22 protein-coding genes and 1 pseudogene are annotated in these 21,794 nt (G+C 68.7%); 7 read left to right on the top strand and 16 right to left on the bottom strand.

Translation table 11 applies throughout. The features are described 5' to 3' along the window. The first annotated feature begins 459 nt into the window (after positions 1-459). The 3 genes from FGF04_RS40450 (at position 460) to FGF04_RS37350 (ending at position 2,886) form a co-directional block, all read left to right on the top strand. Positions 460-906, top strand: a complete 447-nt coding sequence (locus FGF04_RS40450) for an STAS domain-containing protein (protein ID WP_188114386.1) — start codon at positions 460-462, stop codon at positions 904-906. Positions 907-1,405: 499 nt separating this feature from the next. Next, positions 1,406-2,140, top strand: coding sequence for a GAF and ANTAR domain-containing protein (locus tag FGF04_RS37345; RefSeq protein ID WP_235882696.1), 735 nt, complete (start codon positions 1,406-1,408; stop codon positions 2,138-2,140). Between the two features lie 5 nt (positions 2,141-2,145). Next, positions 2,146-2,886, top strand: coding sequence for a GAF and ANTAR domain-containing protein (locus FGF04_RS37350; RefSeq protein ID WP_149515836.1), 741 nt, complete (start codon positions 2,146-2,148; stop codon positions 2,884-2,886). Positions 2,887-3,956: 1,070 nt separating this feature from the next. On the opposite strand, the gene FGF04_RS37355 is transcribed toward FGF04_RS37350, so the two are convergent. Then, a complete protein-coding gene (locus tag FGF04_RS37355) occupies positions 3,957-4,172 on the bottom strand; it encodes a hypothetical protein (protein ID WP_149515837.1) in 216 nt (71 codons plus the stop codon). A 26-nt stretch (positions 4,173-4,198) separates the two neighbouring features. Beyond that, on the bottom strand, positions 4,199-4,513 hold the full coding sequence (locus FGF04_RS40455; RefSeq protein WP_188114387.1) for an STAS domain-containing protein: 315 nt from the start codon (positions 4,511-4,513) through the stop codon (positions 4,199-4,201). Between the two features lie 701 nt (positions 4,514-5,214). Here FGF04_RS40455 and FGF04_RS37365 point away from each other — a divergent pair. Continuing rightward, positions 5,215-5,619, top strand: a pseudogene (locus FGF04_RS37365) (transposase family protein); the annotation flags it as partial. 25 nt (positions 5,620-5,644) lie between these two features. Here the strand turns inward: FGF04_RS37365 and FGF04_RS37370 are convergent. From FGF04_RS37370 to FGF04_RS37415, 10 genes are all read right to left on the bottom strand, one after another. Next, positions 5,645-6,775, bottom strand: a complete 1,131-nt coding sequence (locus FGF04_RS37370; RefSeq protein ID WP_149515839.1) for a methyltransferase domain-containing protein — start codon at positions 6,773-6,775, stop codon at positions 5,645-5,647. Positions 6,776-6,794: 19 nt separating this feature from the next. Beyond that, positions 6,795-7,604: a radical SAM protein gene (locus FGF04_RS37375; protein ID WP_149515840.1), complete on the bottom strand. Its 810-nt coding sequence runs from the start codon at positions 7,602-7,604 to the stop codon at positions 6,795-6,797. Continuing rightward, a complete protein-coding gene (locus tag FGF04_RS37380; protein WP_223146444.1) occupies positions 7,601-8,524 on the bottom strand; it encodes a hypothetical protein in 924 nt (307 codons plus the stop codon). The genes FGF04_RS37375 and FGF04_RS37380 overlap by 4 nt, the downstream gene beginning before the upstream one ends. 243 nt (positions 8,525-8,767) lie before the next feature. Beyond that, complete coding sequence (locus FGF04_RS37385; protein ID WP_149515842.1) at positions 8,768-8,977, bottom strand: hypothetical protein; 210 nt, start codon at positions 8,975-8,977, stop codon at positions 8,768-8,770. Further along, the gene (locus FGF04_RS37390; protein ID WP_149515843.1) at positions 8,970-10,355 is read right to left on the bottom strand and encodes a glutamine synthetase family protein; all 1,386 of its coding nucleotides are present in this window, start codon (positions 10,353-10,355) and stop codon (positions 8,970-8,972) included. The genes FGF04_RS37385 and FGF04_RS37390 overlap by 8 nt, the downstream gene beginning before the upstream one ends. Continuing rightward, positions 10,355-11,869, bottom strand: a complete 1,515-nt coding sequence (locus FGF04_RS37395; RefSeq protein ID WP_149515844.1) for an amino acid permease — start codon at positions 11,867-11,869, stop codon at positions 10,355-10,357. The genes FGF04_RS37390 and FGF04_RS37395 overlap by 1 nt, the downstream gene beginning before the upstream one ends. Positions 11,870-12,019: 150 nt before the next feature. After that, positions 12,020-13,012 (bottom strand): hypothetical protein, encoded by a 993-nt coding sequence (locus FGF04_RS37400; RefSeq protein ID WP_149515845.1) that lies wholly within the window; start codon positions 13,010-13,012, stop codon positions 12,020-12,022. A 410-nt stretch (positions 13,013-13,422) separates the two neighbouring features. Next, positions 13,423-14,259 (bottom strand): protein kinase domain-containing protein, encoded by an 837-nt coding sequence (locus tag FGF04_RS37405; RefSeq protein WP_149515846.1) that lies wholly within the window; start codon positions 14,257-14,259, stop codon positions 13,423-13,425. Positions 14,260-14,331: 72 nt separating this feature from the next. Continuing rightward, positions 14,332-14,775, bottom strand: a complete 444-nt coding sequence (locus FGF04_RS37410) for a glycine-rich domain-containing protein (RefSeq protein WP_149515847.1) — start codon at positions 14,773-14,775, stop codon at positions 14,332-14,334. Between the two features lie 247 nt (positions 14,776-15,022). Beyond that, positions 15,023-15,253: a hypothetical protein gene (locus FGF04_RS37415; protein ID WP_149515848.1), complete on the bottom strand. Its 231-nt coding sequence runs from the start codon at positions 15,251-15,253 to the stop codon at positions 15,023-15,025. Between the two features lie 119 nt (positions 15,254-15,372). On the opposite strand from FGF04_RS37415, the gene FGF04_RS37420 reads away from it, so the two are divergent. Continuing rightward, complete coding sequence (locus FGF04_RS37420) at positions 15,373-16,116, top strand: helix-turn-helix domain-containing protein (protein WP_149515849.1); 744 nt, start codon at positions 15,373-15,375, stop codon at positions 16,114-16,116. 2 nt (positions 16,117-16,118) lie between these two features. Then, a complete protein-coding gene (locus tag FGF04_RS37425) occupies positions 16,119-16,589 on the top strand; it encodes an NUDIX domain-containing protein (RefSeq protein WP_149515850.1) in 471 nt (156 codons plus the stop codon). Positions 16,590-17,368: 779 nt separating this feature from the next. On the opposite strand, the gene FGF04_RS37430 is transcribed toward FGF04_RS37425, so the two are convergent. The 4 genes from FGF04_RS37430 to FGF04_RS41925 form a co-directional block, all read right to left on the bottom strand. Further along, positions 17,369-19,087, bottom strand: a complete 1,719-nt coding sequence (locus FGF04_RS37430; protein ID WP_149515851.1) for a relaxase/mobilization nuclease domain-containing protein — start codon at positions 19,085-19,087, stop codon at positions 17,369-17,371. Further along, a complete protein-coding gene (locus FGF04_RS41510; protein ID WP_235882697.1) occupies positions 19,084-19,710 on the bottom strand; it encodes a hypothetical protein in 627 nt (208 codons plus the stop codon). The genes FGF04_RS37430 and FGF04_RS41510 overlap by 4 nt, the downstream gene beginning before the upstream one ends. A 557-nt stretch (positions 19,711-20,267) precedes the next feature. Further along, positions 20,268-20,924 (bottom strand): ATP-binding protein, encoded by a 657-nt coding sequence (locus FGF04_RS37440; RefSeq protein WP_149515852.1) that lies wholly within the window; start codon positions 20,922-20,924, stop codon positions 20,268-20,270. 47 nt (positions 20,925-20,971) lie between these two features. After that, a complete protein-coding gene (locus FGF04_RS41925) occupies positions 20,972-21,172 on the bottom strand; it encodes a hypothetical protein (protein WP_223146445.1) in 201 nt (66 codons plus the stop codon). A gap of 345 nt (positions 21,173-21,517) precedes the next feature. Between FGF04_RS41925 and FGF04_RS41930 the strand changes: the two genes are divergently transcribed. Next, positions 21,518-21,794, top strand: a 277-nt coding sequence (locus FGF04_RS41930; RefSeq protein WP_223146446.1) for a hypothetical protein, incomplete at its 3' end; no start/stop codon positions are given.

Here is a 21,794-nt window from a genome sequence, read left to right on the forward strand (position 1 = left end):
GCTACGGCGGCCTTCTCCGGCTCCACCGAGGCGAGTGCGGCGGGCCCCGGTGGGAAGACCCCGTCCCGGGCGACCTGGATCCACTTCGCCCGTGATCGGCCTGTGCGGCCAAGTGGCCGCGGTGCCAGTCGCCTGCACACAGGGCGGTCTTCACGGACCGGGGCCGATTCGGGATGCTTCGGTGGTCCCGTCCGACGCCGTCACAGCCGCCCTGGTGCAGGTCCGTCCGCCTGGGTCGGGGCGTTTCGCCGGTCTTCCGATCCGTTACCGCTTCTGGATCTGTCAAGGACTCGCCTTTTGCTGTCGGAACTGGCCTATTTTGCGCATATTCAGCTGGTCGACGCTGTCGGCGGGACGCGTGGCGGTGCGGCTCCTAGGGTGGTGGTCAGCGGCCCGTGTCGAACTCCGACTCTCTCCGTGCAAGGCAGTTTTCGTGCGGGTGCGAGCGGGAGTTGGTCCGTGACGGGCATAGACGTGCATGATCCGGTAGCCCTGAGCCGCTGCCATGTGGTGCGTGCGGAAGGTGAGATCGATGTGTTCACCGCAACGGACTTCGCTCTCTTGCTGAACACCCCCTCCGGCTCTTGCGCCTACGCCTCCTGCTCTTCCGCGGCGCCCTTCCTGCTGGTGGTGGATCTGCGGGCGGTGGCGTTCATGGACTGCGCCGCGATCCACGAACTGTGCCAGGTACGGACCAGGCGGCAGGACGAGGGCGGGCAGGTGCGCCTGGTCTACGGTCAGCGCAGCATCCACATCCTGCTGAGGGCACTGCGCCTTACCGGCCAGTTCCCGCACTACGCGACCACCTTCAAAGCCCGGATGGGCTCTTTCGATCCCACCGGACGGTGGCCCCGTGCGGCCCGGCCCACCTCACGGCCGCTCCCACGCCCCGGAGGCGGTCGGTGAAGAAGCCGGTGAAGGCCGGTGCGGGCGGGTGAGCAGCCGCCAGGTACGCGGCCGGAAGTCGCGGCTGGTCCTGGCGGTCAGGGGTCTATGGTGGGAGCGGAGGACGACAGCCGTCGCAGCCGGGCGACCGGGCGAATGGGCGGTCGGTTTCTGGGCCCCCTGCCCCCGGGTCGTGACCTTTGTGCGACCGGGAGCAGGCTGGAGCCGATTTCGCTCACCCATCCGCTCCAGCCGCGTCCTCAGCCGTGCCGCGCCCGACGGTATCCCGCGCCGCTCGGGCGCTCGGCGAGGACGGCCCGTACGAGGACATCGCTCAAGACATCCGGGGGATGGAGCGGTGTCCTCGTGCCCCTGGGGGAGTCAAGCCGCGCCCGCAGCAACGAAGACGCCCTACGCGTACTATCTGCACAAGTGGTAGCCGTCCGGTCGTGTGGTGCGGCACACGGAACGGGGCTGCTGACTTCGGTGGTGCCCATGTGTGGTTCTCGGAAGCGGTGACATGACGGGCACAAGCGCGATGATGGCCCGCATCCTGCGTGATCTGCCCGCAGGCGACGGCTCCGACCTCCTGGGCGGTGACCCGGCACTGTGCGCACGCGTGCTCGGGGTGGACGGGATCGCGGTGTCGCTGTGCGGCGACGATGCGCTGACCGAACTGGTGTGGTCCACTCCGGGCCGCAGCGCAGACCTTGAGGACGCCCAGTACACCCTCGGTGAGGGACCGGCCCTGGACGCCTGCCGCCACCGCAGCCTGATCGCCCTGCCGGACCTGCAGCGAACCGACCCGCACAGATGGCCTGCTTTCCTGCCCGAAGCAGAACGCTTCGGTGTCCGGGCACTGTTCTGCTTCCCTCTGCACCTGGGTGCTGTCTGTCTGGGCGTGTTCACCGCGCAGCGCGCCACCCCCGCCCCCCTGGACGCCGCGCAGATGAACGACGCGTTCATCCTGAGCGCCGCGATCACCGCGGCACTGATCCGAGACGATGCGCAACGTCAGTCCTTCGTCTGGGCCGAACCCTCCACCACGCTGCACCGCGCCGTCGTCCACCAGGCCACCGGCATCATCAGCGTCCAGGCGGACGTCTCCCTCGCCCAGGCCATGGTCCTGCTGCGCGCGCACGCCTACCGCACCGAGAAACCCCTGCTCGAAACCGCTGAAGAAGTGGTGGCCCGGCGCCTGCACTTCCGGGACGATAAGGGTGGGACGACCGTCCCGTCCTCAGACAAGGACTGAAACCGATGACTACCCAACAACGCCTGCTGGACATCCTCGTCGAGGCCGTGGACACCCTCACCGACGACTTCGACGTCATCGACTTCCTGCACCGGCTGTCCACCCGCTGCGTCGAACTCCTGGACGTCCAGGCAACCGGCATCATGATCGTCGATGAGCACGACGAGCTCCAGCTCATCGCCGCCTCCGACGAGACCACCCGCCTCCTGGAACTCTTCGCCCTCCAGCACGACCAGGGCCCCTGCGTGCGCTGCTACCGAAGCGGCCAGGCCCAGCTGAACATCGATCTCACCTCCAGGACCGCCACACTGGGTTTCGGCCCCTTCGCCGCCCAAGCCCGCACGGCCGGTTTCACCGTCACCCACGCCCTGCCGATGAAACTGCGCCACCAGGTCATCGGCGCCGTCAACCTCTTCGACACCCGCCCCGGCCTCCTGAGCGACTCCGACCTCCAGATCGGACAAGCCGTCGCCGACGTCGCCACCATCGCCCTGCTCCAGCAACGCACCCTCGAAACGAGCCACCTCGAAAAAGCCCAGCTCCAAGCAGCACTCACCAGCCGCGTCATCATCGAACAGGCCAAAGGCATCCTCTCCGAACGCTACGGCCTCAGCCTCGACGCAAGCTTCGACACCATGCGCACCTACGCCCGCCCCCGCAAAATGCGCCTGACCGAACTCGCCCGGCAGGTCATCGACAACACCTTCGACGGCACCTTCGAACCCACCGGCACCGACACCCCCTGAACGAACCCGGCACCCTGCACCGGCATGAAACAGCCTTTCGCCCGCACACCACCACCATCGGGGCCGACCTCACCCCACCGCCCCACGAGGGACAGGGCCTACCTACCAGGTTCGAGTGTCGGCACACCTGTCCACACCGGTGCGCGACGGCTGCAGCCACAGACCGCTCCACCACCCGCACCAGACCTCGTCCGCACCACCGGTGCACTCGCCGAGCAGCTCAGGCGGCACGTTCTTCAGCCGTGAAGGCGCAGCGCCAGCCAGCTGTGTTCCCAACCGGCTGAGGCCGGTCCGCCACGGGCGCTCGGCTGGAGTGTCCCTGACCGAGCACCGTTCCGCTCCTCACCACCATGGTGAAACGACCAAGCGGGGCCGAACACAGTCCAGGGTCCGGGGACTGAGGCGCCAAGACCGCCGTCCACGTTCGACGACTAGGGGCACAGCCACTCCGGCCGGCCCGCGGTCTGCGCCTCTGCCAGGCTACGCCCCAAGGCAGGGCCACCCCGATCCGGATTCCACTTCCCGACGCGTACCGGGTCACCACCCGGCTCCGGCAAAGCGCGACACCCGGCCAGGAACCCACGACGAGGGAACCGGTCACTCAACGCGGCCGGGCCGTGCACCGTCACGCGACCTGAGAGCGACGGTGTCCCGCCTTGGCAAGGAACCGCCGGCGCGGGACACGTCCCTATCCCCGCCGCACCCACGCCGCACGACTCCACCCCCCTGCCCTCCATCGAGCGCGGCTGCCAGGTCCGCAGACGGCCCGCGGCGCACGGGGAGGACACGAGGCACCCCATCGGGCACGTCGCGGGGGAGCGCATCGGACAGGGCAGCAGGCAGGACACGGGGTGGCCCGCCCTCGCCGGTGCGCAGACGTCCTGCCAGGCCAGAGCATGTCCACCGGCAGCTCATCGTCTTGAGGTGGCGGGAGCGATCGTCAGGGCGCCGTCACGACGGTCCGTCCGCACCCGGCCGGTGAGTCGGGCCGAGGGTCTGTCCCGGCTGAGGGCTGAGGGCTGAGGGCTGAGGTGCGGTAGGCGCTCCCACCAGTGTGTTGAACCGGTCTGCTACCGGGAACGCAGGCAGTTGCGTAGCTGGGTGATGGTGTCCTGCAGGCGGCTGAAAGCGTGTTCTTCCTCGCGCGGGCCGGTGCGGGCGGAGGTCAGGAGGCTGTCGCGGTTGGTGCGGATGCGGGCATAGGCGTCGAAGTCGGAGAGGACCTGCTGCACCAGGGCTTCGGGTACGCAGGCGCTGCGCGGAGTGGGGCCGTCGGTAGAGGGCATGGGCTGTCTCGTCTCGTGAGCGGGGCTCAGCGGCCGGGGTTCAGGGGGGTGTCGGTGAGGTGCTGCATGCCCAGTTCCCAAAGGGTGTGCAGGGCACGGTCACCGGCACGGGAGAGGGAAAAGCCCGTACCTGCCCGGCGGGCGGTGACGGCGCTGGTCAGCAACAGCGCGGCGATGTCAGGGGCGAGGTAGGTGACCTTGCCGAGGTCGACTTCCACCACATCCGGGGCCCGGGACAGAGCCTTGCCCAGCCGCTTGCGTACACGGGGTGCTTTGTCGAAGGTCAGCTCCCCGCGCAGCCGGACCACGACACGCACACGGGCGGAGGACGAAGACGGCACGGTGATCCTTTTGGACGTGGCGGGGCGATCGCCGACCAGACTTCCCGGCACACCACCCACCCGTAAACAGGATGAGCCGCCCTTCKCCTTACGCGCCGCACCACTCACCGACACCGCGACCCCCGGCCCCGACATCCCTGCGCCACCCGAACGACCTACCAGGTCAGCCGTCACAGGCAAGCCGCATCGGTTCACCAACTGCGGGCCGCGGACACCGATGGGGGTTCACCCCCTACCTCTGCAGCGCCCTCTCACCAACCTGGTCTCCCCTTCTGCCTCTCCCGCATCCCACCGGCCGGGAAGAGGCGACGGGCAGGCGGGTGCGCGGGTGCGCGCCGGGGAACGACGCACCGTCGGACCGGTTGCGCATCGCCGTGGCCTGCGCGGGTGAAGGCCCACGCCGGTGCGATTCGTTGCCGTACGCGGCAAACCTGCACCAGGCGTAGATGGCGACTACGGCCGCATCCGGCCCGCCACGCGAAGGGTAAATATATGCAGGGACGGCCCGCAGCAGGATGGGGCCGCATCAGGGCCCCGGACCCCGGCTCCTGATCTTCCCCATCCCCTCAGGAGGAACACGGACCCGGGGGGAGGATCACTGCGCGAAGGGCCGGATCCTGCCTCAGCCGGTCACGTGCAGGGCGCCCCGTACCCCGAGACCCCCGGGTACGGGGCAGTCCTTCGACCGCACCAGACCTCCTGCCGGCGCAGCCACGACCCCACGACCGGCCGGCGGACCGGCGCTGGACGAACTCGTCAACCGACTCGCTTCACAACTCGACGAGTTACGTGAGTGAGAAGGGCTCCGGCAACGAGGGGGCGGGCGCATCCGTGCTCAAGGCGCTGGGACCAGAGACGAACTGACCACCTCCGACAAAGTCCTGGCCACCGCGCTCTACCTGCGCCAACTCGGCATCCGAGATATCCTCGCCCAGCTCTTCGGAGTCAATACCAGCATCCTCACCAGGGTCGTTCACCAAGTCCAGCCTCTCCTGACCGGGCACAGCTGCACCATTCCACCCTCGACAGCCAGGTTCCGGACACCCACTGACGTCACCGCCTTCCTCGACAACAGCAACCCCACGAAGATCAAACCGACATGTTGATTCTCTGCGAGCCCTGAGCAGGTAGCTACAGAGTCGCTGTCCAGGCTCCGCGGGTCAGCGTCGTTTCACCCTCTGGTGTGATCGTGACTCGGGCGCCGTAGAGGGGGAGCGTGCCTTCGCGGTTGAGACGGTTGCGGATCTTCTCCAGTTCCGTCCACAGCCGTTGCGGGCCGCCTTCGTGCACGGTTGGTGAAGTGAGGAAGTCTGCGGTGTCGGCGCGGGCCCATGACCCGTCGGGGTGCCGCAACACCACCGTTCGAAGGCCCTTCTCCTCGGAGCGGTGGTATTGGATTCCGGGGATTTTCAGTTCGAGCATCGACATGACGTCCCAGGCGTCCGGGGGGTACAGCAGTGGGTACCGGCTGGTGTAGGACTCTCCTCCTTCTGTTTCGGTGGCTTGCTTCCAGGCGTCGGTGGGAAGCGGTTCGTAGTCGGCGCCGTGGCGGGCGGGCATGAATCCGGCCCGGTCCCATTCGATGCGGCCTGTGGCGCCGCCGTCCGATGTTTTGTCGGCGGTGAGGATCAGGCCGGTGCCGGCGATCGTCGTCACGAGCCGGCCGCACGGCCGTAGCGCCTGGAGCCAGGAGGCGGGCACGGATCGTATGGACAGTGTGGACACGATGCGGTCGTACTTCCTGGGCAGTGGGCCGGTGATGTCGCAGACTTCGAGTTGCGGGCGCATGCCGAGCAGGCTGAGCCGGTCCTGGGCGGTGTGTACCAGGTGTTCGTCGACGTCGATGCTGGTGACGTAGTTGTCGCCGAGTCGTACGCATGCCAGGGCGGTGCCGTAGCCGCTGCCTGTTGTGACCAGGATCTGGTCGTTGTCGCTGATCATCGCGTGCCGGTACATCCGTACGAGGAGGCTGGGCAGCGTCGACGAGGAGGTCGGCGTGCCGTCGGACAGGGCATCGCCGGGCCGGGCCCTGTCTGCGTGGGAGGTGCCGATCCGGGTTACGAGTGTCTGGTCGCTGTAGGTCGTCGCCATCCAGGCCGGCGGGTCGGCGGGGCCGCTGCGCAGCGCCCAGCTCTCGCCCTGCCTTTCCCACCAGTTGACGACGAACTGATGCCGCGGCACCTCGGCCAGGGCCGAGTGCCAGCGTGATTCCGGGCGGATGATCTCCCGTGCCAGGGTCCGGGCGTGTGCCACCCACGTCACCGTCGGCTCCTCCTCTTCCTCAGTAGGCCGGGTCACAGGCGTCCGTGCGTGCCGGGATGCGTGCTGCCGTGTCCGCCCAGGCTCGTCCACCGAACACGGCGGCGAGCCCGTCGGTCTTCGCGTTCCCTGTGGGCAGGAACCGTCCGAGGACGCACGGGGTGACGGTGCCGTCGGTCATCACGGCCGCCCGGCCCTTCGCGCACCGGCCGCACAGGTCGTCGGTACTCGGGATGTGGACCTCGCCGCGGCCCACACTGCGCACCCGGTCGGTGACCACAGTACGGACGCCGAGAGCGAGCAGCTCCTTTCGGGCCTGCGCGGTGCGCTGCCCTTCGAAGACCTCGACGATGCCGACCTGCAGCGGGATACGGTGGCGCAGGGCCTCGACGATGTTCGCGCGGGTCGCGGCGTGCGAGCCCCTGCGGTTGGTGACGCGCTCATGCTCTGCAGGATCGTCGCTGTAGTACGACGTCGCCACCGTCACCCGCGGGCGCATGAACAGCTCCCAGTGCTCAAGCTTGACGCGATACAGGTTGCTGTAGACCTGCACGCCGAGACCGAGTACCAGGGCGCGGTTCACCAGCGCCTCGAAGTCGGGGTGAAGAGTCGGTTCCCCGCCGATGAACTGGACCTTCTTCACGCCGACCGTGGCAGCGTCGCTGATGAGCCGCTTCCAGTCGTCGGTGGACATCTCGCCGTGCCCGTTGGTGGGGCCCGACTTTGCGTAGCAGAGCTTTGGGCAGGTGAGCTGACACTGTCCGGTGATCTCGAGTTCCAGGAACTCCGGGATGGCGGACGGGGCGTCGGGTCGCGCGGAGGTGATCGTCACAGGGACAGCTCCTTGTCGAGGGCAGGGTGGAGTGGCTTCTTCTTGGGCAGCCAGCGTTCAACAGCCGTGCAGGCAGTCATGAGTGCGAAGCCGAGGGCGATGCGGTAGAGGAACGGCAGATAAGCGAGGAGCAGGCCGATCACGTCGTAGAGGGCGTGTCCGAGCAGTAGCGGGCCGAGGCGGTGGTACCGCAGATAGAAGCGGGTGCACAGCAGCGCGTAGACGCCCATCAGCACCGCGGGAACGCCGAAGTAGGCGTGGAAGATGATCTCGGGGACGGCGACGGTCGTGTAAATCTGCCAGGTGGGACGCCCGGCGGTGTGCAGCAGGAGAGCGACGGTGCCGATCACGACGCCTTCCAGGACGATGACCCAGGGCAGTGTGAGGAACAGGTCGGTGGGGCTGTCGGCGCCCAGGGCGCTTGTCTGGGAGGTCCGCATGACGGGCATCCCGTCGGGCCCGATCCAGCGCAGCATCAGGACGGCCGCCATCGTGAGCGTGGTCCCGATGGCGCAGTAGATTCCCACCTTCTCGGTGTGCCCCGCCGCGGTGCGCCAGCGGTGCAGACGTTCATCGCTGCTCAGGGAGCGTGACAGGGGGATGCCGTGGTGCAGGCAGACCTCACAGGCGAGCCAGGCCAGCAGGACGGTACGCAGCAGCAGACCGGTGGTGACGTTCATCCCGGGCAGCTGCAACTGCTGCATCACGGGCCCTGCCGTGACCGGTACGGCCAGGGCGACGAGCGGCAGGAACATGACGGTTTTTCGTTCGGGACTGCGGCCGGACACCGCGATCCTGAGCAACACCAGCGCCCCGAGCCACAGCAGTTGGAACAACGCGGCAGCGCGGTACACGGCGGCGTAGAGGTCGCCGGTGCCGAGGGGCCATGTCACGTCGGCGAACTGATATCCACTGTCCATCACGGCCAGCAGGACGGTGGGCCCAGCGGCCAGGACGAGCAGGACACTCGCGTCCAAAGTCAGGCGAGCCGCAGATGAGACAGGCCGCGAACCGACGAAACGGGAGCGGCGAGGTAACGAGATGCGCATGGGGCCTTTCCAACGGGGTGGGGTGGGTGATGCCCGGCACCGACATCGGGCACCACCCTGGGCGACGGCACGGGCCGTCGCCGGCATGAGAGAAGCCCTAGGGGGGCTCCCTTGTTAGAGGTACGCCTGTGTTCCCGCGCTGTGATCCGGCCGAGTCCCGGACCATAAGGCCAGCAGCAGCGGCACCACGCTGCCGAGCAGCAGCACAGGAAGGAGCTGGTTCAGGATCGTCTTGTGCGGCATACGGGCCCTGCCTTGCGTGTGCGGCGTGACCGGCTGATGTTCGGCGGCCTGCGGATTGGCCTTTTCCTCCTGCTCAGGCACGGTCGAACCCCCTCGCCAGTTCCGCATCCGTCACCTCGAACGCGAGGGCGGTGTGTTCGAGTTCGGCGGCATGGATGTAGTGGTCCATCACGTCGGGGCCGAATGCCGCCGACGCAATGCGGCTGCTGGCGAAGTCAGTGGTTGCCTCCTCCAGGCTGTACGGCATCTCGCGTACCTCGGTGTCCTGGTAGCTGTCGCCCGTGCAGGAGTCCGGGAGCTTCGGCTGGTTGCGGAGGCCGTGGACGATCGCGGCGAGGGTTGCGGCCAGGGCCAGATAGGGGTTCGCGTCGGCGCCCGGGGCGCGGTTCTCCAGGTGCGGGTTCGATTCCTCGCCGGTGATACGGATGGCACAGGTGCGGTTGCCGTGTCCCCAGGTGAAGCGGGTGGGGGCGAAGGAGTGTGGGCGGTAGCGCTTGTAGGAGTTGGCGGTGGGCGCGTACAGCGGTGCCAGGTGCGGCAGGGCGTCGAGGAGCCCGGCGACGGAGTACTGGAGTGGTTCGGGCAGGTCACTGCCCTGCTCCATCCAGAACGCCGAGTCCTCCTCATCGCGCCACAGGGAGACGTGCAGGTGCAGGCCGCTGCCGATCCCGGTCTGTGGGGCGGCCATGAAGGTGGGCGTCATCTTGTGCTGTGCGGCGAGGTGGCGTACCGCGTGCTGGTGGACGGTGTAGATGTCGCAGGCCGTCATCGGGTCCCCGTAGGGCCAGGTCACCTCGATCTGGCCGGGTGCTCCTTCCGTCTTGATCGCCTCGGGCGGGCAGCCGGCCGCGTGCAGTGCTTCGCGGAGGTCGTGGAAGAAGGCGCTCAGGGCGGGCGGGTGGTCGAGGGCGTAGTCGAGGTTGTAGGGCGAGACGGGGGCGAGTCCCCGGTATCCGCGGCGCCGGGCCTGCGCTGGGGTGCCTTTGTAGAGCAGGAATTCGCTCTCGATGCCGACCTTGGCCCGATACCCGAGGGAGGCCAGCTCCGCGATCTGCCGGCGGAGCATCTGTCGCGGGGCGATGTCGATGGGCCGGCCGTGGTGGACGGCGTCGCCGTGGACCAGGACGGTGCCGGGCAGGTAGGGCAGCCGGCGGATCGACTTCGGGTCGGGGACGAGGTGCAGGTCCTGGAATCCGTCGTCCCAGTCGGTGAGGGAGTATCCCGGCTGTGGGTTCATGTCCCAGTCGGTGGCCAGGACGTAGGCGCACATCTTCGACTCGAAGCGGTCCAGGAACGTGCGGGCGTCGTGGAGCTTGCCCTTGAGGCGGCCCTGCATGTCGGGGACCGCGAGCATCACGGTCGTGATCTCGCCCTCTTCCACCAGGCGGATCAGGTTTCCCGGCTGCTGGGAGCCCGCCGTCAGGACGGGCAGGTCGTTCCGTTCGCTCTCGTGGGTCATCACAGCACGCCTTCGGACAGTGCCACGGTTTCGGCTTCGGTTCCCAGTGGCGGGATCTTGTAAGAGCGCCGGCCTTTGGTGATCCAGGTGAGCCACGCGATGAGCAGGACCACCGCGAGGGCGATGCCGGCGTAGTTGAAGGACTGCACGGTGATCGGGGAAGCCTGCGGCAGGCAGAAGACGACGGTCAGCACGCTCACGTAGCCCACCGAGATCCAGCCGAGCGGCTTGCTCAAGGCGCCCAGGTGCCAGGGGCCCGGCACGAACTTGTCGGGGTGGCGGCGCCGCAGGTAGACGGGGATGACGTAGGCGGGGGTGATGCCGATGACGTTGATCGCGGTGACGGCGGCGTAGGCGGTCGGCGAGTACAGGCTGGGCAGCGCCAACAGCAGCGCGACACCGACGGACAGCCATACCGCGGGGACGGGGGTCTTGGTGCGGCTGCTGACGCGGCGCCAGGTCGCGGAACCGTAGAGGGCTCCGTCGCGGGAGAACGCGTACACCATGCGGGAGGCGGCGGCTGTTTCCGCGTTCCCGCAGAACAGCTGGGCGACGATCACGACCAGGAGCAGTCCCTTGGCCACGCCGGTGCCCAGGACGTCGATGAAGATCTGCGCGGGCGGCACCCCGGTGCTGGTGCCCAGGGTGCCCGCGTAGTCCTCGATGGCGAACAGCAGTCCGGCCAGCAGAACGAACCCGGCTGCCCAGGACCAGGCGATGGCGCGCACGATGCCCTTGGGTGCTGCGATCTGTGCGCCCTTGGTCTCCTCCGACAGGTGGGAGGAGGCGTCGTAGCCGCAGAACGTGTACGCCGCCAGCAGACAGCCCAGCGCGGCCACGTACACGGGGTTGTCGAAGCCGGTGCCGTTGTTGAAATGGGTGAAGACGAAGCCGGCGCTCTGGCGTTCGCCCGGGGCGAGGGTGAGCGCGCCGACGATCAGTGCGACGCCGGCGAGCTGCCACCACACCGAGATCGAGTTCAACACGGTCACCAGGCGCACCCCGAGCGTGTTGAGGGTGCCGTGCAGCAGCAGGATGCCGGCGAAGATCAGCATCGTCGTCTCGGGCGTGGGCTCAAGTCCCCACTGCAGGTTGGCGAACGCGCCGACGAACAGTGCGCAGCCGTAGTCGATGCCGGCGATCGCGCCGAGCAGGCCCAGGAGGTTGAGCCAGCCGGTGACCCAGGCCCAGCGCGGGCCGCCGAGGCGGTGGGCCATGTAGTACAGGCCGCCCGAGGTGGGATAGGCGGAGGTGACCTCGGCCAGGCACGCGCCGAGGATGAGGGTCATGGCGCCGATGCCGACCCAGCCCCACAGCATGACGGCGGGACCGCCGGTGGTGAGGCCGTAGCCGAACAGGGTCATCCCGCCGGCCAGGATGCAGATCACCGAGAAGCTGATCGCGAAGTTCCCGAAGCCGCCCATGCCGCGCTTGAGCTCGGGCGTGTAGCCGTGCCCGCGCAGCGCCGCGTCGTCGTCCAGCAGGCGGCGGCTAGTTGATCGTCTGTGCGACATCAGGCACCTCGGGAGAGAAGGGAGGAGGGGTGAGATGGCGTGGTGCGGGTGGTAAGTGCAACGGAAAAGTCCTTTGGGTGACTTGGAGGAGTTGGAGGAGAGAAGGGCGAGCTCAAGGGTCCGCGGCTTCGGAGGGTGGGCCTCGGACGGTCATCGGCTCCTGGATCTCAGGGCGGGGCGGCGGGCTTTGAGGAATTCCTCCTGCCACTCCTGCGGTTCGTGGGCGACCTGGGCCCACGGCGCGGTGGTCACGTGCGGGCCGATCGCCTCGAACACCGGGCCGGCATGGCCTACGCCGGTGGCTGTCAGGGCGTGCGCCAGGTGGTTGAGGTCCAGCAGGGAGCGGGTGTCGGGCTGCCCCAGCGCGGGCTGCGTCGGCTCGAACCACTCATGCAGCGCTGTGCGGGCGTAGTGGGCTTTGTCCTCGGTGACCCAGTACGCCAGCACACGGGCGGTCTGCCGCGTCGCCCACTGCTTGCGGTACTGATCGACGAAGGCGTACAGCGGCAGAACCTTCAACGGGGACCCCACAGGGGCTTTGGACGCCACCCACTGCGCGAAAGTGATCAGCTCGTTGCCGCGGGCGCGGAAGACGGCGAGCATCCGGTGGAACGCCTCACGGTTGTGCGCATCGCGCTGATGCACCGCGTCCAGCAGCCGCCAGGGCCCCGGCGGCAGCAGGTCCTCACGCGCGATCCAGTTGAGCGGGCTGTGCGGCCGCCTGGGGTCGTCGTCGGCCTGTGCGAGCGTCATGAAGCACAGCGGCGGCACCGGATCATCCCTCCACTCCGCGGCCGCGCTGCATGTGTAACGGGCCTTGAGGATGGCCTGCATCAGCTGCGGCCGGGAGACACCGTTGCGGTGGGCGAGGACCACGCGTTCGCTCAGCACGCGGGCCCGCATCATCCAGGCGTTCCAGTCCTCGGGCTCTTCCGCGGCCCACATCTCGATCGCCTCGGTATCCACCGCCGCGCGGCCCAGGACCTGACTGCGACTGCACCGCAATGCCCAGGAATCCGTCCTGGCGAGCAGCTCCTTCGTGGACAGCCACCGATTCAGCCGCAGATCCTCCAAGGTGACGCGCAGGTCGGCATCCCGACCGGCAGGGTGCGGAATCGTCAAGTTCATGTCAGGAGAGCGCATCGGCGGGCTCCTGGTGTGAGAGAGCGGGGAGGGCAACGGCGGCGCACTGGTCTGGTGCGGGTAAGAAGGACATGAGAGTGCGATTCCTTGATGCAGGGGTGGGGCCGTCGGGCCGCAGCCCACGTGATCCGCCGGCCATAGGGGGAGCCGGGACTGATGATTGCGGCCCGACGGGGCATGTTGGGTCAGCCGGAGGCGACTGTGCGCTCAAGCAGGGTCCGGGCCTGGAACCGGTCCGCCCACTCGACGTGCGGTTCGAGCTCAGGGCGTAGCACCAGTTATGAGCCGTTCCGGCTCTACGGCGCGGTAGAGCTGGAGGGAGCCGGCGTGCATGGTGGCTTAGAGAATGTCGAAGACCGGACCACCCGGAATGCTGTCCAGGCTGAGGGCGGTCCGGTCTGATGTGCAGATCATTTCAGGGCTTTGCCCACCTCGTAAATGGTGGGCCGGTCCTCTGGGGCGTGGCTGAGCATGGCGTCGACCAGGTCGCCCAGTTCACCGGGCACCTTCACGGGGCGGCGTCGGCCGTTCGCCACCGCCTCTCTCTGTACGGAGCGGGGAGCGTCGTCCGGATACTCGACTGCCCGCCATCCGGTGGCGGAGATGAGCAGGGACGCACCGAGCGCGTAGATGTCGGCTGCTTGGGTCGGCTCTGCCTCTCCGGTGGCGAGTACGCTGCGTGCGATCTCCGGTGCCTCGTAGTGGACCAGGCAGCCGCGGAACGGGAAGTCGTATCCCGGGGGCACCTGTCCGCCCCGAGCCAGGGCGAGGTCGATGAGATGGGTGCGTTCGGGCCCGATGATGAAGTGGGCGGGCTGAATGTCCCCGTGGGCCCAGCCCTTCGCGTGTAGTTCGGCGAGCGCTTCGACGCATCCCAGCGCCACGCCGGCGTGGGGTGCGATGGATGAGTCCCGCTTACGGCAGGGCTCCCACAGCCGGTACAGGTCCGGCCCTTCCCGCCACGGCTGGAAGTTCCAGGTTCCCTGCTCCCACTCGCCGTATGCGACGTCCTCGAAGCCGAGACGATGCAACACGGCGCCCTCACGCGCGGGGGCGAGAGCGGTCCAGGGCTGCGCAGCCCAATCAGCCATGGCCTCGATCGGGTAGCCGACCTTCACCCCGTAGTGACCCCGGGGGTTTTCGACTTCCCAGACCACGGAGCCCCGGCGGTTGATGATCAGGTAGTGAGCTGTGGGCGTGAGCGCATCACGCAGCACGGCCGGCAGCTCAGGGGGCGAGCCGGACAAGGTTTTTCTCCTTCCTGGCGAGCACGGCCGGCCACGAGCAGAGGCCGGCCGTGTCGCTGTCGTCGTTGTGAGCTACGCCTGGCCGTACGGTCGGCCGCAGTCCGCGTCGCACTGCGCGAGGTTCTCGCCGTTCACGGTCCACAGGTCGTTGAAGACCATGAACCCAGCGGCTTTCATGGCGTGCGCCGAGGCGGCGACCATCTTCGGATCGCGCCCTCCTCCGCCCGGCTTGGGGTTGTGGTGCAGGAAGCGTCCCGCGTACTGCTCGCACAGCCCGGCGTACTCCTTCGTGTGCAGGATGAGCGCGTGCAGGCCAAGGTCCACGTCGTCCGACGGGACCATGGCGACGCTGGCGGTAGCCGCGGTGACGAGGAAGGCGACCGCCTGGTCCGCGATCCGCTCGGCACGCTCGGGCGACTGCCCGTCGTGGACGACCACGAAGTGGGCCAGGCTCTCGAACAGGTCCTCGCCGGCCACCATGCGGCCGGTCCTCTGGTCGTTCGCTGTTGCCGTCATGCGTATCTCCTGGTGTGAGGGGGTGCGTAGTGGACACCTCCACTCCGGCCGCCGAGCTCGGCTCATAGACGACCGGGAAGAAGGCTTCGAGGCTGGCCCCGAACGGGGACGGGGAGCCGGGACATGGCCACCCGTTCGGGGCGGCCGGTCTACTGGCCGAGGTTGAGGGTCATGCCGATCACCAAGCCGCACGAACCGCTGATGCAGATGATGAACAGGAGCCCGGTACACCGGCCGATGGCGCGCATCACAGCCCGACCCGGCTGTTGTCGTTCTTCACGGCCAGGCGCGCGCTCAGTTCCTCGCGCGCGCTGAGTGCCGCCACCTTGTCCGGCATGGCGTCCCACTCCCTGCCGCCTCCGATTGGGCGTATCTGCACACGGCCACCGACCTCACCCATGACGACGCCGATACGTCCACGGGCACTGTCCTTCGCCAGCTCGCCGATGCCTGGTCTGGTCTGCTGATTGCTCGCCATGCCAAGGAGCTTCCTGCCGACCACCAGGACGCCGGAACCACGGACAAACACCACTTGGGGACGTCCCGCGTCGGGTAGAACGTCCCTAGTGCCGTCCCCGGTTGTTAGGAGAGATTGAAATGGCAAACGAGAGATTACGTGCGGCCATGGCGGCCGGCGGCTGGACGTACAACGCCTTCGCGGGCAAGGTCGAAGTCGATCCCAAGTCCGTCGAACGATGGGTCAACCTGGGGCGTACGCCACGTCGTGCCACGGCCATGTTGGCAGCAGAGACGCTAGGAGAAGACGTGCACGCTCTATGGCCATCGCTCAGGCAGGCACGCCCCGCCCGCGCCGTCAGTCCGGAACTTGTAGCCCTCTACGACCAGCGTGCCGACATCCCCGTCTCCACCTTCGTGGACATGTTGACCCAGGCACGCGAGCAGATCGACGTGTTGGTGTACGCCGCCGTGTTCCTACACGAGGCGTACCCGCGGCTCAATGAGCTCCTGAAGGAACGGGTGGCCGAAGGCTGCGCGGTCCGCATCGCAGTCGGTGACGCGGACAGCCCCAACGTCCAACAGCGCGGCGACGAAGAGAAGTTCGGCCACGGAATCCAGTCCCGGTGCCGTCTCGCACTGATGCACTACCGCCCCCTTATCGGGGTACCGGGCATTGAGGTACGGACTCACCCCACGACGCTCTACAACTCGATCTACCGGGCCGATGACCAGGCACTGGTCAACGCCCATGTCTGGGGCGTGAACGCCTACAGCGCCCCTGTCTGGCACCTACGCCGAAACGGGGAAGGCGGCATGTTCGACACCTACGCAAACAGCTTCGGCGCGGTCTGGGCAACCGCGACGCCAGTACGAGAGAAGTGATCATGGCACGCACCGAGTACTACGATGACCCAGAGGCTCCCAAGCCGAACAGTCTGGTCGTCGCCGCGTCCGCGGTGGTCACTGACGACGAGGGACGCGTCCTCCTCCAGCGCCGGCGGGACAACGAGCTCTGGGCACTACCCGGCGGCGGCATGGAGATGACCGACTCACTCCCAGGAACGGCTGTTCGCGAGGTGAAGGAGGAAACGGGCCTGGACGTAGAGATCACTGGGCTCGTGGGCACGTACACCGACCCACGCCACATCATCGCCTACTCGGACGGTGAGGTGCGCAGGCAGTTCAACGTCTGCTTCACCGCCCGTGTGGTCGGTGGCCAACTCGAGATCTCGGACGAGTCCACCGAGCTGCGGTTCGTGCAGCCGGCGGAGATTGCACAACTGCCGATGCACCACACGCAGCGGCTCCGGATCCGTCACTTCCTGGAGCAGCGTGAGCAGCCCTACCTCGGCTGATCGAGACCTGCGGCACCCGCTTTAGGATGTTCGATCCGAACGCGGCCTGTCAGGGCCCGTGGCCGATCGGAGCGTGCGTGCTGGGCCGCGCATGGGTACCTACGTCCGGTGCTGTTGATGTCAGCCGGAGCTAGCGCTTCTTGCGTATCCTGCGCTTCTTCTCCTTGGCCTCCTTCTCCTTGCGCTGGGCCACACCGTACGCGGACCACGGGCCCTGATGAACCGGGCAGCGGGAGGTGCCTATTACCACCTTCCGCTGACATGAACCTCCTGTCTACACCCCGCTCCAGCCCGGCCGCCGGCCGGGCTGGAGCGGGGTGTAGACAGGAGCGCAGGTCAGGCCGGGGGCCGGGCCGCGCGCGGGGAGCGGAGCGAGCCGCCTTGAACCTGTAGAGAAAAGTTGTTACTCCCCTGCCGGGCAGGGCCTGGAGTCCGGCACATGCTGCGAGTCGCGCTGGTCGGTGCCACCGTTCAGCGCTTACGGCAACCCTGACGGCAACGACGCCACACAGAGGCCGTTGATCACCACCGTCAGCGATCAGCCGAGAGGAAGGCGGAACCTCCGCCCAACGGCCTGCCCGATCCTACGGATCAGAGGGTTGCAGGTTCGAATCCTGCCGAGTGCACAGCAGACCAGAGGCCCTGTGGAGGAACCTGCGGGGTCTCTGGCTTTTGCGTTGACGGCAGCCCGGTTCGGGCGTGGACCAGGTGCGTCCGGTGGATCTTGTTGCGACGGCCGACACAGTGGCGTAGGCGCCTTGGTCAGGCGGCAGCGTAGGTCATGGTTGATGTCGCGACCTTCGAGGAGCTCGTCGGTCCGGCCAGGCTAGCGGTGCCGGTGTGATGGGGGCGTCGGGGGCGATGGCGCTTGTGCTGGCGGGCAGCTCCGCGGCCCGGCGTAGTCGCCATACGAGTACGTCGCTGATGGAGTCCGCCGTGCCGAGTTCTCGTCGTGCCGTGGCGTCGATCAGGAGGGCTGCCGGGTTGTGGCCGGCGGCTTCGGCGTCGGCGAGGGTGGCGGCGAGGGCGTACCAGCCTGGCTCGGCAAGGATTCGCTCCGCCAGTTCCGGCACCGCCTCGTGTACCACCATGCTCTGTTGGCGCAGCCGGGCGTGGCCCAGAAGCCGGCCGTGTCGGTACAGGTTGTCGAGGGGTTGGGCGGCGGCGCTCTGGTAGGCGGTGCGCAGGTGCTTTGCGGTTTGGTGTGCTGCGGCTGCTTGCTGGTGGTGGCCCTTCTTGGCGTGCCAGTGGCCGGCTGTGGTGATGAGGAAGAACAGCATGTCGATCGCCATTGCTGTCGTCGCGCCGTCTTCGCCGCGGCCGAGGGCGGGGCCGCCGTGGATGAGGTCGCGGGCGGCCTGGCGCAGGGTGTGGTCGTATCCCCGCTCGGCGCGGATGTGGGAGCGCGAGGCCCGTTCGAACGTGCGGGCTGCGTCGCGTAGTGCGTGGCGGGTGTGGGCGGCGGATGTCTGTGCCAGTGCGTCGAGGACTTCACCGGCTGCGGCGATGTGTCCGGCGACCACCGCGTCTTCGTCGTGTTCGACGACCAGGACTGCCTGCCAGGCGGTGGAGGCGGTGCGTCGGCGGGCGGCAGCTGCGGTGAGCGGTGTCGCGCGGTCGGCCGGGGCGAGCGGGGTGCCGGCAGCGTCCTGGGCGGGGGCTTCGATGGTCCAGCGTTCTCGGATGCGGGGGAGGGACAGGTCCGGCGCGAGGCGTGCGCCGGGGTAGAAGACAGGCTGGCCGTTCTTGTTGCGGTCGTCGGGCAGGGCGACCTTGTAGCCGAGCAGGTCTCCGGAGGGTGCGGCCCGCTTGCGGATGAGCAGGCCGGCGGCGGCCAGCCGGTCGAAGAACTCCTCTTCGCTCTTCGTGCCGGCCGCAGCCCGGCGTACCGTCTCGCGCAGTTCCTCCCGCGCGGTGCGTTCCCGGCCCAGGCGTTCGGCCTTGTGGCGCTCGGCGCTGGTGGGCCGCTGGGCGGCGGTACCGTCGCCGGGCGTGACCTGGTGCAGGCCGTACTCCTTCTCGATCAGGCGGCATTCGGCCTGGGCGCGTTTGCCGGAGCGGTAGTCGTCGGGTCGGCTGCCGTCCTCGCAGACCAGGGTGGCGATGATGTGGATGTGGTCATCCGCGTGGCGCACGGCGGCCCAGCGGCATCCTGGCCGGCCGTCGCCGGGGTCGATGCCGGTGGCGGCCACGATGCGCCGGGCGATCTGCTCCCATTCCTCGTCGCTGAGTGTCCGGTCGTCCGCGGTCGCGCGCACGGAGGTGTGCCAGACGTGCTTGGCGGGGCGGGCGTGCTCGGGCAGTGCCTGGACGGGCTGGTCGAGGAGGGTCTGCAGGTTTTTGAGTGTGGCGTTGGGGTCGCGGCCCGGGTCGGGGGACATGCCGTCGAAAGAGGCGACGAGGTGAGGGTCGGTGTGCTCCTCGCGCTTGCCGGGTCCGTAGAGGTAGGTGAGCAGGCCGATCGTCCGGGAGCCGGGTGCGTGAACACGGGGAATCACGAAGTGCGCTGTTCGATCAGTCGGGTGCAGGCTTCGTGGACGGTGTCGGCGGCGCGCCGCACGGCGGTGATGGCTGTCCATAGTTGTGGGGTGTCCTGGGCACCGGAGTTGAGGGCTTTGACCGCCTGGTTGAGGTTGCTGCCGGCCCAGCTGAGCTTGCGACGGCTGTCGAACAGGACGGTGATCACTTCCCGCTCGTCGGCTATCTCCGCGCTGGTGCGATCGAGGTCACGGGCAGCGGCGAGGGCGGAGCGGGCGAGGAAGCCGGCGACGGACAGGCTGCAGCGGGCGGCGGCGGACCTGATCACGGCGAACTCGTCGTCGTTGAAGCGCGCATTGGGCTGGTGCAGGCGCTTCTTCTCGCGCGGCTGACGTGGACGCTGACGGGCACGGTCGGCGCGCTCGCGGCGACTGCGGCGCTTGATCGGCTTCTCCTCCTGCCCCGGCTTCGATCCGCCCTCGGTCGAAGCCGAGACCTGCGCCTCCCGGTGCAGGTCACCCCCCGCCCCTCCTGGGACGGGGTCGGTGGAAGCTACGCTTCCGCCCCAACTTGCTCCGCCTGGGGCTGGGGAGGTTGCGTTCTGGTGCGCGTCGTCGGTCGTCTGAGAGTGACGCTGCTGCATGGAAGCTCCTTGGCAAAGTATTTGAGGCGAGGACCGGGTTTGTGGTGGCCGGGGGAGTGAGAGAGGGCAGCCGGGGCCGGGACGGTCCCGCGGGGATGCACCGGATCGGGGACCGTGGGGGCCGGCCTTCTTCCCCCGGTCCCGGAGAACGGTCCCCGGGGCCGGTCCCCGCTGGAGGGGACCGTGGTACCAGCCGGTCCCCGCGTTTATCGGTCCCGACAGGCGCCAAAGGCGTCGGTCCCCGGCCCCCGCATGGCTGGTCCCCGGGTGTGCTGCGGGGACCGAGGGTGCTCTTGTGAGGCGTTGACCTGCTCGTTGTCCCGGTCCCCGGTCCCCGGTCCGATTAGTCCGTTGGGGACCGGTCCCCGTGCGGTGCCGTGTTCGGCTCCGGGACCGGTCCCCGCTTCGATCAGGGACCGGTCCCCGAAGTGCGCCGTCGGGACGGTCCCCGTGAGGCGCCGTCGGTCCCCGTTGCTGGAGGCTGTCGGTCCCCGGACAGGATGGTCTGTGCGCAGACGCCGACCGGCTGGCTGCAGGGATGGCGGGCTTCGGTGGGTCTAGGCGGGGTCTTCGCGGCGGCGGTCGGGGCCGGTGAGGATGATGCGTTCGGTCATCTCTGCGAGGCGGGAGGCGACGCGGTCGCCGAGGGTGGTGCGGAGTTCGGCGGTGGGGAGGTTGGTGGTGATGAGGGTGGGGAGCAGGTGCTCGTAGCGGTGGTTGATGAGCCGGTAGGTCAGCTCCTCGGTCCACTCGCTGGTCTTGGCCGCGCCGAGGTCGTCCAGGAGCAGCAGCGGGCAGCGGGCCAGCATCTGCAGCTCGCGTTCGCTGTCGTGCCCGGTGCGGGGGCGGAGGCGGGCGTGGAGGTCGGCGCTGGTGGTGGCTTCCCAGCGCAGGCGCACGCCTTGGTGCAGGAGGGTGCGGATGGCGCCGTACGCCTGATGGGTCTTGCCCGTGCCGGTGGGCCCGACGATCAGCAGGGAGCCTCCCTCGCAGATGCCGGGCGCACCGCCCGGACCTGGGCGTCCTGCTCGGGCTATCTGAGTGGCCCAGGCGGTGATCTGCGGGTGGTCGGCGAGGGCGCCGCGGTAGCGGGCGGGGATGCGTCTGTCGGCCAACTCCACGGCGCTGACCGGTTCCTCCGGCGGTGGCGGTGCTGCTGTGGCTGTGGGGTCGAGGCCGCGGGCGGTGAGGATGGCTTCGAGGCGGTCCGTCATGGTGCCGACGGGCTGCGGCGGGCGCCTGCGGGTGCCGGTGGTGGTGTTCAGAGCTGGCCTCCGTAAGCCGCTGCGGCATCGGCCGGGTTGGTCCAGGCCCGGCTCGGGACGGTGCTGCGCGTGGGCGTGTTCATCACGTCGTTGACGAGGCTGGGCAGCACGCTGGGGTGCACTCCCTTGGCCCGTTGCCGGATGAGCGCGGCGCGGATGTGGTCGGCCTTGATGCCCTCGGCCAGCAGGTTGCCCACTTCGCGTCCCAGGTGTCCCAGGAAGCTGCTCGGCGGGCGTTGGGCACACGCGGCGACATACTCGCCGATCAGATCCTGCGCCGAGACGCTTGCGGGCGCGGGGGCGCTTGCGCCCCCCGAAGGGGAAGATCCTAGATCCATGTTCCTAGGTCCTAGATCCGGACCGTGAGGGCTCACGGAGCCCTCCGTGAGCCGTTCGTGAGCCAGCGATGAGGACTCACGGAGTGTCCGCTGACCAGCGCCTTCTTCGACGGGCGGGATCGACTCCCCGCCTCCGTGAGGGCTCATGGAGTGCTCCGGGAGCCCTCCATGAGTCCTCGGTGCGGGCTTACGGACAGGGCCGAGGTGGCCCAGGTCGTGGTGCGGGCAGTCGGGGTGGCGTACGCCGCTGGGCCGGTTGATCTTCTGGTGGCGGGCGAAGGTGACGAGGTGCAGGTACCGCTTGCCGTCGCCGCCCTCGTAGCGGCAGATCAGCCCGGCTTCCTGGAGCTGGCTGAGGTCGTCATCGACGCCCATGGGGCCGTGGTCGGGGCGCAGCGACCACAGCAGGCCGGCGATGACCGCGGCCTGGTCGCGGAACCGGCCGCGGTCATCGGCCTGCGTGAGCAGCCCGAAGAACGTC

Source organism: Streptomyces apricus (genome assembly GCF_008369065.1).
GTDB classification, from domain to species: Bacteria; Actinomycetota; Actinomycetes; order Streptomycetales; family Streptomycetaceae; genus Streptomyces; species Streptomyces apricus.

Bases quoted from the DNA above. Each gene is read 5' to 3' on its own strand.
- FGF04_RS37380 (WP_223146444.1), bottom strand. From the start codon at position 8,524: ATGGACAGTGGATATCAGTTCGCCGACGTGACATGGCCCCTCGGCACC.
- FGF04_RS37345 (WP_235882696.1), top strand. From the start codon at position 1,406: ATGACGGGCACAAGCGCGATGATGGCCCGCATCCTGCGTGATCTGCCC.
- FGF04_RS37425 (WP_149515850.1), top strand. From the start codon at position 16,119: ATGGCACGCACCGAGTACTACGATGACCCAGAGGCTCCCAAGCCGAAC.
- FGF04_RS37400 (WP_149515845.1), bottom strand. From the start codon at position 13,012: ATGCGCTCTCCTGACATGAACTTGACGATTCCGCACCCTGCCGGTCGG.
- FGF04_RS37395 (WP_149515844.1), bottom strand. From the start codon at position 11,869: ATGTCGCACAGACGATCAACTAGCCGCCGCCTGCTGGACGACGACGCG.
- FGF04_RS37390 (WP_149515843.1), bottom strand. From the start codon at position 10,355: ATGACCCACGAGAGCGAACGGAACGACCTGCCCGTCCTGACGGCGGGC.
- FGF04_RS37410 (WP_149515847.1), bottom strand. From the start codon at position 14,775: ATGACGGCAACAGCGAACGACCAGAGGACCGGCCGCATGGTGGCCGGC.
- FGF04_RS37355 (WP_149515837.1), bottom strand. From the start codon at position 4,172: ATGCCCTCTACCGACGGCCCCACTCCGCGCAGCGCCTGCGTACCCGAA.
- FGF04_RS37420 (WP_149515849.1), top strand. From the start codon at position 15,373: ATGGCAAACGAGAGATTACGTGCGGCCATGGCGGCCGGCGGCTGGACG.
- FGF04_RS41510 (WP_235882697.1), bottom strand. From the start codon at position 19,710: ATGCAGCAGCGTCACTCTCAGACGACCGACGACGCGCACCAGAACGCA.
- FGF04_RS37440 (WP_149515852.1), bottom strand. From the start codon at position 20,924: ATGACGGACCGCCTCGAAGCCATCCTCACCGCCCGCGGCCTCGACCCC.
- FGF04_RS37350 (WP_149515836.1), top strand. From the start codon at position 2,146: ATGACTACCCAACAACGCCTGCTGGACATCCTCGTCGAGGCCGTGGAC.
- FGF04_RS37415 (WP_149515848.1), bottom strand. From the start codon at position 15,253: ATGGCGAGCAATCAGCAGACCAGACCAGGCATCGGCGAGCTGGCGAAG.